Source organism: Pseudomonas sp. USHLN015 (genome assembly GCF_037153275.1).
GTDB classification, from domain to species: Bacteria; Pseudomonadota; Gammaproteobacteria; order Pseudomonadales; family Pseudomonadaceae; genus Metapseudomonas; species Metapseudomonas tohonis.
The window spans coordinates 1-15,999 of the sequence record NZ_JBBCKP010000010.1; the positions used below are offsets into that span (position 1 = coordinate 1).

General features: G+C 50.4%; 15 protein-coding genes. All 15 read right to left on the reverse strand.

Going from position 1 to position 15,999, the window contains the following annotated elements; translation table 11 throughout:
• Positions 1–166: 166 nt before the first annotated feature.
• The 15 genes from WFQ67_RS20350 to WFQ67_RS20415 all read right to left on the reverse strand — a co-directional run bounded on the left by WFQ67_RS20350 (position 167) and on the right by WFQ67_RS20415 (position 15,977).
• A complete protein-coding gene (locus WFQ67_RS20350; protein ID WP_285962594.1) occupies positions 167–484 on the reverse strand; it encodes a ComEA family DNA-binding protein in 318 nt (105 codons plus the stop codon).
• A 319-nt stretch (positions 485–803) separates the two neighbouring features.
• A complete protein-coding gene (locus tag WFQ67_RS20355; protein WP_285962261.1) occupies positions 804–1,436 on the reverse strand; it encodes a hypothetical protein in 633 nt (210 codons plus the stop codon).
• Positions 1,437–1,592: 156 nt separating this feature from the next.
• Positions 1,593–3,626 (reverse strand): polysaccharide biosynthesis protein, encoded by a 2,034-nt coding sequence (locus WFQ67_RS20360; protein WP_285962262.1) that lies wholly within the window; start codon positions 3,624–3,626, stop codon positions 1,593–1,595.
• A gap of 361 nt (positions 3,627–3,987) precedes the next feature.
• On the reverse strand, positions 3,988–5,463 hold the full coding sequence (locus WFQ67_RS20365; RefSeq protein WP_337058027.1) for an aminotransferase class I/II-fold pyridoxal phosphate-dependent enzyme: 1,476 nt from the start codon (positions 5,461–5,463) through the stop codon (positions 3,988–3,990).
• The gene (locus WFQ67_RS30465) at positions 5,463–6,074 is read right to left on the reverse strand and encodes an acetyltransferase (RefSeq protein ID WP_285962264.1); all 612 of its coding nucleotides are present in this window, start codon (positions 6,072–6,074) and stop codon (positions 5,463–5,465) included. Before WFQ67_RS30465 ends, WFQ67_RS20365 begins: the two co-directional genes overlap by 1 nt.
• Positions 6,064–7,191: a UDP-N-acetylglucosamine 2-epimerase gene (gene neuC / locus WFQ67_RS20370; RefSeq protein WP_337058028.1), complete on the reverse strand. Its 1,128-nt coding sequence runs from the start codon at positions 7,189–7,191 to the stop codon at positions 6,064–6,066. Before neuC ends, WFQ67_RS30465 begins: the two co-directional genes overlap by 11 nt.
• Complete coding sequence (gene neuB / locus WFQ67_RS20375) at positions 7,191–8,225, reverse strand: N-acetylneuraminate synthase (RefSeq protein WP_285962266.1); 1,035 nt, start codon at positions 8,223–8,225, stop codon at positions 7,191–7,193. Before neuB ends, neuC begins: the two co-directional genes overlap by 1 nt.
• 2 nt (positions 8,226–8,227) lie before the next feature.
• The gene (locus WFQ67_RS20380; protein WP_279804279.1) at positions 8,228–9,016 is read right to left on the reverse strand and encodes an SDR family oxidoreductase; all 789 of its coding nucleotides are present in this window, start codon (positions 9,014–9,016) and stop codon (positions 8,228–8,230) included.
• Complete coding sequence (locus WFQ67_RS20385) at positions 9,009–9,710, reverse strand: acylneuraminate cytidylyltransferase family protein (protein ID WP_337058029.1); 702 nt, start codon at positions 9,708–9,710, stop codon at positions 9,009–9,011. Before WFQ67_RS20385 ends, WFQ67_RS20380 begins: the two co-directional genes overlap by 8 nt.
• Positions 9,707–10,696, reverse strand: a complete 990-nt coding sequence (locus WFQ67_RS20390) for a Gfo/Idh/MocA family protein (protein ID WP_337058030.1) — start codon at positions 10,694–10,696, stop codon at positions 9,707–9,709. The genes WFQ67_RS20385 and WFQ67_RS20390 overlap by 4 nt, the downstream gene beginning before the upstream one ends.
• A gap of 67 nt (positions 10,697–10,763) precedes the next feature.
• Complete coding sequence (gene hisH, locus WFQ67_RS20395; protein WP_285962269.1) at positions 10,764–11,411, reverse strand: imidazole glycerol phosphate synthase subunit HisH; 648 nt, start codon at positions 11,409–11,411, stop codon at positions 10,764–10,766.
• A complete protein-coding gene (gene hisF / locus WFQ67_RS20400; RefSeq protein ID WP_285962270.1) occupies positions 11,401–12,174 on the reverse strand; it encodes an imidazole glycerol phosphate synthase subunit HisF in 774 nt (257 codons plus the stop codon). Before hisF ends, hisH begins: the two co-directional genes overlap by 11 nt.
• A gap of 16 nt (positions 12,175–12,190) precedes the next feature.
• Positions 12,191–13,519: an N-acetyl sugar amidotransferase gene (locus tag WFQ67_RS20405; protein ID WP_337058031.1), complete on the reverse strand. Its 1,329-nt coding sequence runs from the start codon at positions 13,517–13,519 to the stop codon at positions 12,191–12,193.
• Between the two features lie 230 nt (positions 13,520–13,749).
• Entirely contained in the window at positions 13,750–14,991 is a 1,242-nt protein-coding gene (locus WFQ67_RS20410; protein ID WP_337058032.1) for a CDP-glycerol glycerophosphotransferase family protein, read from the reverse strand.
• Positions 14,988–15,977 carry a hypothetical protein gene (locus tag WFQ67_RS20415; RefSeq protein ID WP_337058033.1) on the reverse strand — a complete coding sequence of 330 codons (990 nt, stop codon included), beginning with the start codon at positions 15,975–15,977 and terminating at the stop codon, positions 14,988–14,990. Before WFQ67_RS20415 ends, WFQ67_RS20410 begins: the two co-directional genes overlap by 4 nt.
• Positions 15,978–15,999 lie beyond the last annotated feature (22 nt).

Below are 15,999 nucleotides of genomic sequence, written 5' to 3' on the forward strand. Positions count from 1 at the left end.
CTGCCAGTTTAAAAGCCTGCGTGTAATCACGCTGACTGCGACGGATACCTTCTGCCATCGGGGCTCTCCTGAAATAAGGGCGAAGGTGTAAACCTTATTCAGGACGGGACATAAGACACAAAAAAGCCGACTATAAAGCCGGCTTTTCTCCTTTGGGCATCAATGCTTATTCGACGCTAAGCCTGTCGCGGTTGGCCTCAAGGGTCTTGGCGCCAATCCCCTTGACCTGCAATAGATCGTCTACGGACGAGAAAGCTCCATTGGCTTCACGATATTCCACTATCGCCTTGGCCTTCAATTCACCGACTCCGATCATCACCTCCTGCAGTGCAACAGCGTCGGCCTTGTTGATATCGATCTTCTTGCTGACCTGTTCGGTGGCGACCTTCGCCGGCTCGCTCTTGGTTGGCACCTCTGCAGCAATGGCAGAACCGGCGAAGCCGAGAAAAACGAACAACAGGGACAGAATCCGTACGAGAATCATCACTTAAATCTCCATGTGACTAGCTTAAGGGGCGGTACTTCTAGACCCGCCGAGCCAAACTAGCCCTTAGTAGAGAGGCAGTTCAACTCTACGCTATTGATGGACTCAGTCAAAAACTTCCTATTCAGAGGGTAACTATTGACTGCTTCCTGTAGGATCTCACGAATCAATCCATGGCCATCCGTTTGAGAACCTCCTTACGGGTATAAGATCACCTCGAGAGCTCCTTGTTTCTCTTGGCGAAGATCAAGCGATCAAGAGCGTAACCCATCACGATAATAACCAGCCCTAACCAGACTGCGTAATATTGAAGCACCAATCAAACAGACCGGGATAATCTCGAATACAAACCGGTGACCATATTTCGCAAATCATTGAAAATCGCCATCATGGTATCAAGAGCACCATACTCTCCATCTAGGTATCCCTCCATATAAACGGCGAACTCGACAGTTCCACGAAGCCTTACTTCTCGCCCCACATCAACGGTAACCTCTCCGTTAACAATAGGGAGATAGACGCTGGAGAAAGTTACACGCCGGCGCTCCTCCTGCCAGTCGACGCCCCCACCCCAAGCTTCGCAATGAATAAAGTGGTTATTGTCAGGAACTCTCGCAAAAATCTGCGCATAGTTCATTCCACCACTAGCCGCATCAATAGGTATATAGGCTTTCATCTTGACCAATACTAGTACATGAGTCGCCGTAGATGGAATTTTCGATGGATCGACTTTATAGACATACCTAACCTGGCTGGCAGTCTCCGCAGCAGGCGAATTTGAAAGAACCGGTTCAAGCTCATCGTATACGATAGGTACAGCAGCACTACCAGTCATAATCATGGAATCATGCTTGGCTGGCGCTCCTGGAAACAAAAATAGTCGACCGCTTTTAGACTCACTCAAAGAATAAAAGCCCAGAAGAAAAAACAAGAAAAGCCAAAAATACTTCAATCAGCCCCCTATTAAAATAATGCCAATTCATAGCCCTGAACGACCATACCCAGGGCATAAAAACAGATTAAGAGATGCCGATTTCTACTCGCATGATATTCAAAAATCAAGCCAACAGCCTACTCCACAGGAAATAGACTAAACCCCAACAGGAACTCAGCTCGATGTGCGCTTCGAGTACATCCAGTCAACTATTTCACCCTCCGGGGCATAACCAGAAACTGCCTCACGCAGTAACTGACGCACGCGATCATAGTCATCCTGCTCGACCGAATCGATCAAATTTACAATAACTTCCTTGAAAGCTTCCCACGGTAGATGCTCTTCATTGGCGCGCATGATCATCGGGTGATCAGTAGGACTTACGTTGTCACCGATCAAGAGTTCTTCATAAAGCTTCTCACCAGGACGCAAGCCTGTGAATTCGATCGAGATGTCTCCATGGGGATTAGTCTCGGAGCAAACACTTAGCCCTGTTAGATGAATCATCTTCTCGGCCAATTCGGCAATCTTCACAGGCTGCCCCATATCTAGAACGAATACATCACCACCCTGCCCCATTGAGCCTGCCTGGATCACCAACTGTGCGGCCTCGGGAATAGTCATGAAGTAGCGGGTTATATTCGGATGAGTGACCGTTACGGGTCCGCCCTTACGAATCTGATCGTAAAAGCGCGGAATTACAGAGCCCGAAGAGCCCAGCACATTGCCAAAGCGCACCATGGTGAAGCGTGTCTTGTTTTCTTGATGCAGTTGCTCTTCATCACCGAATAATACCGGCGCAGCTTCTTGACTCAGCGCCTGCAAGACCATTTCAGCTAAACGCTTTGTGCTACCCATGACATTTGTAGGGCGTACCGCCTTGTCAGTAGAGATCAGCACGAAGTGCTCAACCCCGGCGCGTAGTGCTGCCTGAGCCGTATACAACGACCCCAGTACATTATTCATGACTCCTTCGGCAATATTGTGCTCAACCATCGGCACATGCTTATAAGCTGCCGCATGATAAACGGTGTTAACCGCCCATACTCGCATCAGCTCGTATAGACGATCCTGATTGCGGACTGAACCGAGAACTGGGAACAACCGCACGCTGAGAGACTCTCTGCGAATACGTTGCTCCAATTCCGTGTGAATGCTGTAGAGATTAAATTCGCTGTGCTCGAACAACAGTAATATCTTTGCATCAGTAGAAAGAATCTGCCGACACAACTCCGAGCCGATGGAACCACCTGCCCCCGTCACCATGACCACTTGGCCTCGGATGCAACGCTCAAACAACTCTTGTTGTGGTGGCACTGCGTCGCGCCCAAGAAGGTCGGCGATGTCTACTTCCTGAACATCCTCTACCTTTACACGACCACTCGCCAAGTCCATGAAACCGGGTACGGTTCGAACATGCAGCGGATACTGCTCCAGTGTTTCCAGTACTTGCCGTCTGCGTGTACGACTTGCAGATGGCACAGCCAAAAGAATTTCTACCGCACCTGTTTCGTCGATCATCTGCTGAATGTGAGCAGGTGAGTACACACGAAGACCTGCTATCACACGATTACAGATATTGTGATCGTCATCGATGAAAGCAACAGGCCGCATGGCGCGCCCCATGCGGAGGGCTGCAGCCAATTGATTTCCAGCAGCTCCGGCGCCATAGATCGCAACTCGAGAAAGTCGGCTATCCAACCCGCCGAATCTGGAAGGCTGCTCAGGCGAGAACCAGTTGCCCACAAAATAGTGACGCATGCATAGCCGCAAACCACCGACCAACATGATGCTCAACCACCAGTAATTCAGCACCATGGAGCGGGGAATCATTGCGGGAGCATCTCGATACCAGTACACCGCCAGCGCCAAGATCAAGGCAGATAGACTCACCGCCTTGACAATCACGAGAAGTGCGTCATTCCCGAGGTACCGTGTGACTACTCGGTACATACCAAAACGAATGAATAACGGTATGGATACCAATGGTGCAGCTAAGAACAACCATAAGTGTCCACTGAACGGAAAGATATTGTCCATGTCCCCGAGGCGTATCACGAATGCCAACCACAAGGCGACCCACAGTAACACGACATCCATGAAGATCTGGATTGATCGCTTGTAGCGACGCGGTAAGCGCAGCATACGCTCTCTGAGCTTGTCAGCTAGTCTCAACACAACAACAACACCATGTCCTTCAAAAAGCATGGTTCTGCGCTAGCAGCCCCAAGCAAAGTCCTGTAACCGAAGCGATCCCATCGACCGCAACGCACGCGTTTCCATACCATCGTGCCGCCCGCAACCGACAACGAATCAACTGTCCACTCTTGTGTAGTGGTTGCTCTCGCCAGCCACGCGCACTTTCGTGCATGACGCACACTGCGGCTTGAAGCTACGGAGACTCCGCCCCTAACCGCATGATCTGGTCTTAAGGTCTTGCCACACTATGGCCTGAGGAAGGGTGGAAGCAGGCAGCTAACATGACTCGCCACCAAGCAGCCACCCTCCACTTCCTACAGGCAACAGCCATATCATTCAGAGAGAAACGCAGCTCTCTCTCCTCACCTCGTCAAAACTCCGCAAAAATCTTCTTAGCGGTGTCTACTACACGATCCTGCTCCCGTTCTGTCATATTGGATCCAGAGGGCAGGCAGATCCCATGAGCGAAGATATGATCGCTGACTGAATACCCCTCATCATGAGGAAAATAGGCACACCCTTCGAAAAGCGGTTGTAGGTGCAACGGTTTCCATATCCTTCGAGCCTCAATACGGTGTTCCGCCAGCCGCTCGATAAAGCGCTGAACATCAATACGGCCATCAGAATCAAACACGCCGCAACTAAGCCAACGTGTCGAGCGACCAAAGGAGGCCTCAGGCATCCACTGAAAACTCTCTCCACCAATGCCGCTGTCGCGATATCGCTCGAACACCGCGCGTCGCTGACCAACGCGCTCTTCCAGAACGCGCAACTGCCCACGACCTATACCAGCCAGAACATTACTCATGCGGTAATTGAAACCAATATTCGTGTGCTGATACCACGGAGCAGGATCTCTAGCTTGCGTCGCAAAAAAGCGCGCTTTCTCAATCAACGCTCGATCATCCGAAACCAGCATACCTCCGCCGGAGGTGGTGATGATCTTGTTGCCATTAAACGAATAGATACCGAGCTTGCCGAAAGTACCACTGGCTCGGCCCTTGTAAGTTGCACCTAAAGACTCAGCAGCATCCTCAATCAGCGGGACATTGAATTTTTCACAAATCGCGACGATAGGATCAAAATCGGAACTCTGCCCATACAAATTGACGACAACAACGGCCTTTGGAAGGCGTCCATCCCGAGCGGCCTGCTCGAGGCCGCGCTGCAATGCTGCAGGTGACATATTCCAGGTTTCTGGCTCAGAATCGATGAATACCGGAACAGCCTTCTGATAGAGAATGGGATTGGCACTGGCGACAAACGTCAGACTGGAGCAGAACACGCTGTCCCCTTCATTGACCCCCAGAAGGATAAGTGCAAGATGGATGGCGGCAGTGCCCGAACTAAGCGCTGCTGCATGGCCAACACCAACCTTCTCCGCCAGCTCTCGCTCGAAAGCATCGACGTTGGGGCCAAGGGGGGCAATCCAGTTAGTATCGAAAGCCTGGTTGATGAACGAGAGCTCCTGATCCCCCATATGCGGCGTGGAGAGAAGAATAGGCGACTCAAGATCGCGAGCACGCAGTAGCCTTATCGGACGTCCAGAGTCATCAAGCATCGGGATATGGTTGACATCATTACGCTTCATCAAATCAAGAACCAGTTCTCGATCCGTCCCATCTCGGGCGGTAATTGGCGTCTTCTCTGGAAGCTCAAACTGCACCGCCTCCAGTGCGGTACCAGCCAATAACAAACGACGAAGATCGCCATCGGTAATGGTCCGGACCAAGCGGCCACCTTCATCTACCAATAGCAGGATTTCTGCACCGCCCTGATCCATGCGAGCAAGCAGCTCCCTCAAAGAAAGCCCTTGGTGAATAATGACACGCTGTAATTCAATCATCACAAAGAAATCCTAGCAGGAACACCAATCAAAACAGCGCCTGCAGGTGCGTTGCGTGTAACCACCGCTCCGGCACCAACGCGCACGCCATCTCCAATACAGATACCAGGCAAGATTACCGCCCCGCTGCCTACGAGAACCTCATTGCCAAGCGTAACTCCCCCACCCAATGTAGAGTTAGGAGCAACATGACAGCATTCACCGACCCTACAGTCATGATCAACTATGGCACCATGATTGATGATTGTAGATCGGCCAACAGTTGCATCTGGGCCAATAACAGCGTGGGCGGCTACAAAACAGCCGTCGGCCACGTTAGCGCTAACTGCAACACTTGAGTGAGGGTGTATAACGGTAAACCAGCCCAAAACTTGCCTCTCAAGCATCGTCAGCAGTCGACGCCGAGTTATATTTTCTCCGATCGCTAAGTGACCGTAGAATGAAAAGTCAGCCAGGGCAGGCTGCAACTCTATTGTATGGCCGAGCAACAACTTACCCACGCGAGTGGGATCATTATCGAACAAGCGGACGGTACGCCCATCTCGAACATAGGCATCCAGCACGACTTTGCCATGTCCACCAGCGCCGAGAATGAAATGCTTAATATGCATTGCACTTGAGCAACAAGTCGCGGTTCAAGGGAAGTCTCTCGAGCAGGTCGGTAATACGCAAACCAGCAGCACCATCTCCATACACATTCTTTACAGGCACCCTGCCTCTGGCCAAGGCCTGGATCAGTGCGCACTGTATTGCGGCTGCATCAACCTCGACATCCACCACATTGCCACTTCTCTCTCGCCCCAATTGACGATCACCGACATTCACCACAGGCGTATAAAAACTGGCGGCCTCAATGATACCGCTACTGGAATTCCCCACCATTACGTCAACAACCGACATCCAACGGCAGAAGTCATCTCGCTGAAGATGTTCAACTACTCGCACACCGAGAACTGGGCCTGACAAGACCGCGCGAATAGCTTCCCCACCAGCATCCGCGTTGGGCATCAACACCAGTGCCTGAAGGCCGTCCACCAGCAGGATACCTTCGAGCAGAGTTCGTATCTGCCGTTCAGCAAGCTCTGCGTGCTGCACTACCGGATGAAAGATAACCAACGCGATAGGGCGTGAGGGATCAAATCCATACCCCAATGCAATCTCCTCACGCACAGGTGGCCGAATGTCGACAAGACCGTCGAGCCCGGGCGCCCCTGTAACGAAAATATTCTCTTCTCGCTCCCCCATACGAATCAGTCGCTCACGCGCGCTAACTGTCGCAGTGAAGTGGTAATGTGCGAGTTTAGATATCGCGTGGCGTACAGGTTCATCGACAGTGCCCGAGCGCTCTCCGCCGTGAATATGAACAATCGGAATATTCAGATGAAGTGCGGCAATTGCCCCTGCCAGCATCTCCCCTCGATCGCCCAACAGCATCACCACATCGGGCCTCCACCGCTCGAACGCCTCGACCATTCCAAGGATCTCCACACCGATGGCCTTTGCCATGGCGGAGCCACTGTCGGAGCGAAGCTCTACAGGCACACGGGCAACTATCGAAATACCGCAGGACTCGACTTCACGGATAGTATCTCCGTACTGCGAATCCAGATGCATGCCCGTCGCCAGGATTCCAAGTTCCAAACCTGGACTACTATGCATCATGAGCAAGGAAGAACGCATGAGACCAAAGTCAGCACGGGTTCCAGTGATATATAAAATGCGGCGCATCAGCTTAGCATCTCCCACTGGAGAGTCGTTCCGCTGACCATAGACTCACCAAGGGTTTGACCTACTACCTGTTCGAGGGCAGCAGGTGGAATTCCATTACCTGGGCGCAACAGGCATAAATCTTGAGAGCTTAAAATCTCCCCCGCCTTAACATCGCGCGCCAGTGAAACGCTACGTCGCACCAATGCGCGAACAGGTAATTCAGATGCTGCGGGAGCTTTGATATTGGACCCCAAAGCAAGCTCAGCCACACGAATCTGGGCAACCAGTTGTGCAAGCTCATCAGGATCAAGCGATGCCTGATGGTCTGGACCAGGCAAAGACTTATCCAACGTGAAATGCTTCTCTATTACAGCAGCTCCAAGCGCTACCGCTGCTGTTGAAACCGCCAGCCCTAGCGTGTGATCCGAGTACCCGACTGGCAAACCAGTTGCCTCGGCAATCGTATTCATTGCTCGAAGATTCACATCCTGCGCAAGTGCTGGATAATTGGAGGTGCAATGCAGAACGCACAAGACACTGGACAGCGCCTCCATCAGGCCGGCACTTTTCCGAGCCTCTGCAATCACCGCTACAGCCTCCACAACCTCATCAAGAGATGCCATTCCAGTTGAAAGAATCAGGGGAACATTCTTTTTTGCCAAAAAGCGCAGAAAAGGCCAATTGGTTATTTCACCAGAAGGTATCTTGATTCGCCGCATGCCGGAAGCAAGTAAGAAATCAGCAGCCTCTTCATCAAAAGGGGTTGACATGAATTCGATCCCGAGCTCCGAGCAACGCAAGATCAGAGCATCGTGTAACTCTGGAGACATTTCCAACTGCTTAAGCATGTCAAACTGGTCACCTTCACCTGTAGCGCTCTTTTGATAAGCCGCTTTCTCTGCGCCACGTCGAACAAGCTTTTCCGCAGTAAAAGTTTGAAACTTTACCGCATCAGCACCACAGCGGGCAGCGGTCTCAACGAGCTTAATAGCCAGTTCTGGCGAACCATTATGATTGACACCAGCCTCAGCGATAACGAAAGTACTATTCATGCTCACCAGACCGTTAAACCGCCGTCAACCACTATATTTTGCCCTGTCACATACCCAGCCGCATCTGACAGCAGATAAATAAGAGCGCCAACCAAATCATCTGCTTGTCCCATACAGCCGAATGGAACCCGCTGGGAATAACGATCAACGAACACTTGATTCTGGCCGCTTTGAATGCCGCCAGGGGTAAGCGCATTGACGCGAACGTGGCGACTCCCCCAGTAGGAGGATAAATAACTGGTCAGCCCCCATAACCCCGCCTTGCTCGCACTATAGACCGCAGGGGTATTGATCGCTCGCCCGAGATACTCAGAGCCTTCGTATATTCGCTGATCAGGCGCAACAATACCGTATATAGAAAGAACATTGACGATACTGCCATAGCCTTGGAGCGCCATGCGGCCTCCAAACTCCTGACAGCAAACGAACGCCCCCTGTAGATTAACGGACATGACATGATCCCAATCCTCCAGCGGGAACGTCTCAAACGGCTCGAAGAAATTCTCACTTTTAGTCGCGGCATTATTGAGCAGCCCATCTATACGACCAAACTGCTCAAACACCGCATCATGGACCAAGCGCAGCGCTTCTCTGTCTCTAATATCAACGCAGTAAGTAGTCAGGCGCGTCGACAGTTGCCGCTTCGTAAGCTCTGTCAATGCTTGACTATTGGAGTCAAGCCCAATCACCTGGGCGCCATACTCAAGTAACGCATCGCAAAATCTGCTACCAAGTATGCCTGCCGCACCGGTTACGACAATAACTTTCCCTTCAAGGGAGAATCTATCCATTATTCACCTCCGCATCACGTGCAGACAGAAGCATCTCGACTATCTTGAAATCCAGCGGACTATCAATATCGATTGATCGCTCCCTCGGCATCACATGAAGCTTAAGCGCTCCATTCCAAAGCCCCTTGGCGAGCGTCTCACGATGCCAAACATAAATAGAGGCATTCATCGAATAAACTGAAGGTGCTAGCTGACGAGCAACGACTCCACCCGTGGTATCGCAAACCAGCCCTAAAAGCCCTGAATCTTTGTACTCCACCATATTGAAATATGGATTCTTCTCTGACTCGAATGCTGTTATGACCGCGTCGGTTTTATTATCCAACAGGCTTATGCAAGCCTCGATATCAGAAATAAGCCTTAAAGGAGAAGTAGGATCAAGGTCAACAATGCGATCAAAAGGCCCTACATTTTCGAGAACCCAATTGCATAGATGTTGAATTACAGGAATTTTAGCGGCGGTACTTGTCGCCAACTCGGCTGGACGGAGAAACGGGACAATTGCCCCATAAGCACGGGCTACTTCAGCGATTTCAGGGCAGTCTGTTGACACATAAACAGATTCGATTTGGTGTACCGATAGCGCCTGCTCAATGGTGTAAGCGATAAGCGGCTTGCCTTTGAGAAGTGAAATATTCTTTCTCGGCACGCCCACAGAGCCGCCTCGAGCACAAATGGTAGCGATAGTTCTCATACGCCATACCGTGGTAAACGAGTTGAATTAGAGCTAAAAATCAGCTCCAAAGCCGAAATACCATCTTCAATACCTTGCGATGTCACAGCTTGCTCATCGATTGCCCGCAGAAGCTCGGACATCGCTGCTACATAGGTCTGAGAAATATCGAATGCATCTGGCCCCAGCGGTGCTGCAGTGGATCCCTTATCCGTTGTCACGCAAAGCGTTCGACTGGGCAAGTCCCACTCAGCGGTGCCTCGGTCGCCAACGATTCGATAACGCCTAAATGGTGAGCGACTTACATAATTGACATGTACAGAGACGAGCGCACCCAAGCGAGACTTCATCAAAAAAGAAGCTGAGTCTTCAACATCGATCTCAAGCGCTGAAGCTTTCGCGAAAATGGCTTGTATGTCGTACAACTCACCCAGCATCCAGCGCGCAGAATCAAGCTCATGAATAAGGTCTAGAGCAACTCCGCCACCTAAGCTTCTTCTCGCACTGTAAGAGGTCCTGTAGTCAATGTCGGGCCGCCAGTCTGGCAGCCATTGTCCAGCCTCGAAGCTAGCGTGAACAATGTTCCCTAGGTCGCCACTCTCAATGATCCCTTTTAGCGCTTGCAGGGAGGGCAGAAATCGAAGATTACAACCTACAATGTTAGGCGGCAGCACTTCATGCCCGCAGATACACCTTTTGAGCGCATCTAAATCTTCGATCGAAGATACAACAGGCTTTTCAGCGTAGAAAGGAACACCTTCTTCAATAGCAGCCTCCAACAGCGGCAAGTGCAGCGCGCTGGGGTTGGCGATTACCATCAACTGAGGCCGTTTACTCATGGCCTCAGTCAGACTAGAAGACACTGTGAAATAAACGCCCTCCTCAACTATCCTTGATTTCGGAGGACGCTGTCGCAAAACATCGAAGCGCACATCTGGACGAAGCGCTTGAATGGTCCGCATATGCCTTCTGCCAATTGATCCGGTTCCGATTACTAAAACGCGCATTCGCAGGATCCTGAAAAGCTGCCATCTTCACGAAGTCATTGATGAAAACAACAAAAGGGACCAGCCCCTAGCCTATGAATTTCTTAATTAATTCAAGACCCGTTGCACCACTGCGCTCTGGATGAAATTGGGTGGCAAAAATATTATCTCGACGAACCGCCGCGCATAATCGATGCCCACCGTACACGCACTCAGCCAGCTTATCTTCATCACGGTCGGGATGGGCGGAGTACGAATGCACAAAATAAAATGCGGGCTGTTCATTTTCCCACCCATCCAGAGGCGTTCCTGCCCATGTAGGCTGGGAGTGCGGCAATATGAGATGATTCCATCCAATATGAGGTACGCGCTGCGCCTCGCCATCAACGGATCTGCCCGGCACTGCCTTTACTTGGCCTGAAAGTATCCCCAGGCCTTTATGCTCCCCAAATTCCTCGCTTCCATCGAAAAGCATCTGCATCCCAACGCAAATACCAAACAATGGCCGCTCGGTTTCCGAGAATCGGCGAATGGCTTCATCGAGTCCACGCTCCGCCAGCTCTCTAATTACATCTGCAAAAGCGCCCACACCTGGAACTACGAGATGATCAGCAGAAGCAACTTCTTTAGGATCCTCAACAATGCGAACAGTAGCACCGCAATGCTCAAATGCCCTGGCGACATTCAGCAAATTTGCCATACCGTAGTCAAGTAACGTGATATTTTTATTTACCAAAGGCCACCTTCCTAACAGGCAAATCAGCCGCCAGTGCCGCACTACGAATGTCATCAATAGTCATTCGGTTATAATGCAATACATCAGCCATTGCGATGGCATCTGCTTTACCTAACTTAGCAGCATCCACCATATGCTCGACTTTACCCATACCACCGCTGGCGATAATAGGTACCGAAACAGCCTCGCTTATCTGGCGAATCAAGTCGATGTCGAAGCCTTTTCGCGTACCCTCTCGGTCCACTGAGGTGATGAGCACTTCACCAGCCCCCAACTCAACACCTCTAACAGCCCACTCGACAACATCTAGCCCTGTACGCTCTCGACCATTATCCGTGTAGGCCTCCCACTTACCTGGCACTTGCTCTTTTGCCTCAATAGACAAAACCATAGCCTGAGAGCCAAAACGTCTTGACACCTCGCGAATGAGTTCCGGCCTTAAGACCGCAGCCGTATTTATGGCAACTTTATCCGCCCCGGAACGCAGGATGTGTCTCGCATCATCAACACTACGTATCCCGCCCGCTACGGTAATAGGCACAAACACTCTATCGGCAGCACGACGAATAATATCGCTCAGATTATTTCGACCATAGAGGCTTGCAACGATATCAACATAAAGCAACTCATCAGCACCCGCCTCCGCGTAGCGGACTGCATATTCCTGAGGGTCACCGACAACACGCAACCCCTCAAGGTGAATACCCTTGATGAGATTGGGCCCCTTGATATCTAAGCGCGGTATTAATCGCAAATTGCTCATTTAAAAGTCCAGCCCATTACTTCTTGTGCTGTTCGTGCCATACCGCATGGCGCAGCTTCCACTCACCATTGTCCCACGCCCAAAGATGTGGACTGCGGAAAGTGTCAGCCAAGGTAGTGAAGTATTCGCGCGACATAATAGGCTCTTCAAACATCTGGCTAGCACGAGGGAACTCTTCAGGCGTGATACTCAGGTAGCGGAAAATCTCCTCAGCAAACCGCTCCGGAAACTCATGATCAAACCGTTTTACAAGCGCTGCCCCTTCCTCGCGAGTGATGTCGCCCGATCGAATTTCCTGCGCAGCATCGTAACTAGCTCGACCCAGGCCAAATTTCACGCCTGTCGTGTAGTAGTGGAAGTCATCAATCCTGTCATCAATGCTATTGTACTTACTGTAAGTGCCTGGCGTTCTTTCTGGTGAAGCCTCAAAACCGCCATGCTCAACGGCATAGTAATAGCAACTCTGCGGATGCCATTTCAAGTAATAGCCCAGATAATGGACCTCGACCTTCTGCTCTTCAATCTGGTGCGGATCAGCGGGCAGATAAGGCAGCAAGTCTTGCTGCTCTACATCGAAGAGTTTCTTTAAATCAGGTACAGACACGCCACCTAGACTGACCTTCGACTGATCGTCGGAAGTAAAATATGACCAATCTCGTTTGGCAGATTCAGTATCCCCAATTGGATTACCATATTCAGCTTCGTTTTCACCAAAAAAAACCAATGGTATTTTATGCAGAAGCGCCATTTTGGGCGCAAGTGCCTTTTGCCCAAACATAAAAGCTTGGAAAGGATGAAAGAGATTATCTACCGCGAGGCGAGTTAATAGGCGATGAACTCGACCATTGGGTGTCATCAGGAGGTTGTCATGGCCTGCATGAATCCAACTTTGGAAATTACGCCACCCCCACTCTGTGTATACGTGTGGTGCCCACGTCACAGTTAGCGGGTGCATACCATACTTGGTTCTCAATATATGGGACGCGTAAAAGCTATCCTTACCACCAGAACCGGGAACAATACAGTCGTAGCTACCGTCCTTACTACGGTGCTGGTCGCACAACTCACGCAACTGACGCTCGCGATCATCCCAGTTGATACTGGCATGCTTTCTCTCCGCGAACCGGCAGGCATCACACACGCCGTGCTCATCAAAGTGAATGGTCTTCTTTTTGGTTGCCTTAGTGTGGGAGTATTCAACTGCCGAGTTTGGTCGCTGATTGGAAATGACACAGCGCACGCAATATTGCACTTCGCTAGGCAAGCCATATTTAGCTTCGGAAGTAGCTGCCGAAACTGAAAATGCAGCCTTATCAATTTTCGAAGGGTACGGAATTTTGTTCATAAGAAACCACTATCCATCAATAAATATTTTAACGCTCTATCAGCTAGTCAACACACTACAACTAACCAATACCCGTATCATCAGCACTCTACCTTTAATTGCCATGAGACAATAAAATAAGGTGCCCTTTAAACTGAAGCCTTCCAGTATCAGCGCGACACTTGACCTTCAGCATATTACAAGATTTATTCAGGAAACGCATCGCGCGGCACCCATGCAGGCCCTGAAGCTCACACTCCGCCTTCCAGCAGCTCCAGAATCACCGCCTCCACTCTCGCAGCAGCACCTCCGTCAAAAAGGTGAGGCCGCTGAAGCTCAAGAGGACGGTCGAGAACGTCGCGAATTTCCCCCCCCAGATCTCTATGAGTCTCTACCGCTCTGGCTACGCCAAGCTCTGCAAGCGGTAAATCGTGAGAAAAAATAGAATCCATGCACTGGATGACTGGCAGGCCTAGGTAAGCTGCCTCCAGCCCGACAGTCGAGCTTGCGGTGACAATACAGTCCGCGGCGCAGAGCAAATGGTCCAGCGCCTCAGACGAATCACTGTAATGAACACGATCTGCCACAATTGCCGGGGGGCGAGACTCGCTGGGATGCAAGCGCATGATCAGGTGCACATCAGGATCATCGCCAAATGCCTCAAAGAGGTATTTTTCGACATTAACAGGATAGTTTTCGTCACCAAGGACGCCAGAAAAAGGATGCCGACTTGGTTCTGGCTGCGAGATCCATACAACTAGCGATTGAGATTCCTCAATGCCTAATCGATGACGGAACATACACCTACACTGAGAGCGGTCAATGTGAGCCAATCGATCAAATGCAGGATTACCCGTGACGCTGATTCGAGACAAATGCAAACCCGCTCTCTCGAAGCGCTCGCAAACCTGCTGGTTCAAGACGCAGACCTTACTTGCGTAGCGATCTGACGCACACCATTCAATTTCATAGTATGCATACAGATCGACCAAGCAAACGGAGGGAATACCCAGTTCGCGTGCAGCCTCGAGTGCCGCACGCTCTGACCTTGGAGAGTTGGTGGAAACAACCAGCCTTGGTCGCTCCTTTTTAAAAAGTTCAATAAAGAAATCAGTGGGGAGGAATATCTGCCTGCCGGAGAGGGCGTACATTTCTTTGGCTTTTACCAAGCCGTGATCTCTCACCAGCGCATGAAATCCGACACCTAGGTAGGCAGCCGTATCCCGGAGGCTAACCACGGGATGAGAAGCGTGAGCCTTGGCCAGTATTGAACCGACATAGGGAGCACGCCTATAGGGTCGTACCCTTCCAATAAGAGCACTAAAATCTAATGTACTGATTCCCGCGCGCTCTATAGCCTGCTTTGCTGTTGTCAACCCAAGGACGGCAACATCCACCTCCCGATTTCTAAGGCGCTTTATTACAGGCAACAACGCAGCGGAATGCCCACCACCGTAGCAGACAAATAGAATCTTATCCTGAATGCTACTCATACCCTTTCCTTGTACCATGCCCGAGTTGACGGATAACATTCTGCCCTCACCGCAAGTGGAACCTGACAGATAAACATGAATAGAGGAACAATCAAAGCAACAACACCTAGCCCCTCCAGAAAGAAAGCCGGAAGGCCCGCAAAAAACAACAAGCCATACCCTCTAAACTCTCGAACACATAGAGACAAGAGTATAATCAAGAGCGCCGCAAATAAAAACGCAAGATATACCCCACCTCTGATGTAGTCGCCCTCATAGAAGGAGGTAAAAATAGTATTCCTAGTCAGCACTCCCAAAAGCCCACCCCCACCTATCGGCACGGTGGGTTGATAGCCAATACTGGCCGACATGAAGCCAACTATTTTGTCCTGCAATGAGACCACAAAGGAGAAGATCAGACTTATAAGAAATGCACCTAAGCGCCAGTTCCACGCCGAAAACCTAAAAGCATAGATACAAACCACCAGGATACCGATCAACACAGACGCGGAGCTTAGATTCAAGAACACAAAAGAGCATATTAGATAAAACGCCCGCCTAGAACAGAGAAAGTACAAAAAAATATAACCAACAGACAAAGCAACAAACACAGCACGGTAGCTAACCAATGCAATCAAGACAGGCAGCAAGATAGAAAGATATGAAGATCTCGCATAGACAAAGAGCCGCATGATCGGAATGAAGAACAGCGCAACGCCGAATGCCACCAGCCACGCTCCACCTATATAATTCAAGAAATCAAAATAATAAAACAAACTGGACCGTATCAAGTGGATCCAAATAAGTGGAGGCTGATCAAGAATATTACCTCCGAGATCAAGGATTTCGCGCACATAGAGAACTTGTGACGTATACCCATCAATCGCCTCCCCCTCCCCTGCCACCGGCAAAAATCCCTTACCACTCAGGGACACTTGAACCCAACATACGAAGAGAGAAAAACAAAACAGGATTTTAAAAAAAACCTTATTGATTGATTCCTGCATAGATCTCTCTTTTATCTAACCA

Bases quoted from the DNA above. Each gene is read 5' to 3' on its own strand.
- WFQ67_RS20350 (WP_285962594.1), bottom strand. From the start codon at position 484: ATGATTCTCGTACGGATTCTGTCCCTGTTGTTCGTTTTTCTCGGCTTC.
- WFQ67_RS20360 (WP_285962262.1), bottom strand. From the start codon at position 3,626: ATGCTTTTTGAAGGACATGGTGTTGTTGTTGTGTTGAGACTAGCTGAC.
- WFQ67_RS20365 (WP_337058027.1), bottom strand. From the start codon at position 5,463: ATGATTGAATTACAGCGTGTCATTATTCACCAAGGGCTTTCTTTGAGG.
- WFQ67_RS30465 (WP_285962264.1), bottom strand. From the start codon at position 6,074: ATGCATATTAAGCATTTCATTCTCGGCGCTGGTGGACATGGCAAAGTC.
- neuC (WP_337058028.1), bottom strand. From the start codon at position 7,191: ATGCGCCGCATTTTATATATCACTGGAACCCGTGCTGACTTTGGTCTC.
- neuB (WP_285962266.1), bottom strand. From the start codon at position 8,225: ATGAATAGTACTTTCGTTATCGCTGAGGCTGGTGTCAATCATAATGGT.
- WFQ67_RS20380 (WP_279804279.1), bottom strand. From the start codon at position 9,016: ATGGATAGATTCTCCCTTGAAGGGAAAGTTATTGTCGTAACCGGTGCG.
- WFQ67_RS20385 (WP_337058029.1), bottom strand. From the start codon at position 9,710: ATGAGAACTATCGCTACCATTTGTGCTCGAGGCGGCTCTGTGGGCGTG.
- WFQ67_RS20390 (WP_337058030.1), bottom strand. From the start codon at position 10,696: ATGCGCGTTTTAGTAATCGGAACCGGATCAATTGGCAGAAGGCATATG.
- hisF (WP_285962270.1), bottom strand. From the start codon at position 12,174: ATGAGCAATTTGCGATTAATACCGCGCTTAGATATCAAGGGGCCCAAT.
- WFQ67_RS20405 (WP_337058031.1), bottom strand. From the start codon at position 13,519: ATGAACAAAATTCCGTACCCTTCGAAAATTGATAAGGCTGCATTTTCA.
- WFQ67_RS20410 (WP_337058032.1), bottom strand. From the start codon at position 14,991: ATGAGTAGCATTCAGGATAAGATTCTATTTGTCTGCTACGGTGGTGGG.
- WFQ67_RS20415 (WP_337058033.1), bottom strand. From the start codon at position 15,977: ATGCAGGAATCAATCAATAAGGTTTTTTTTAAAATCCTGTTTTGTTTT.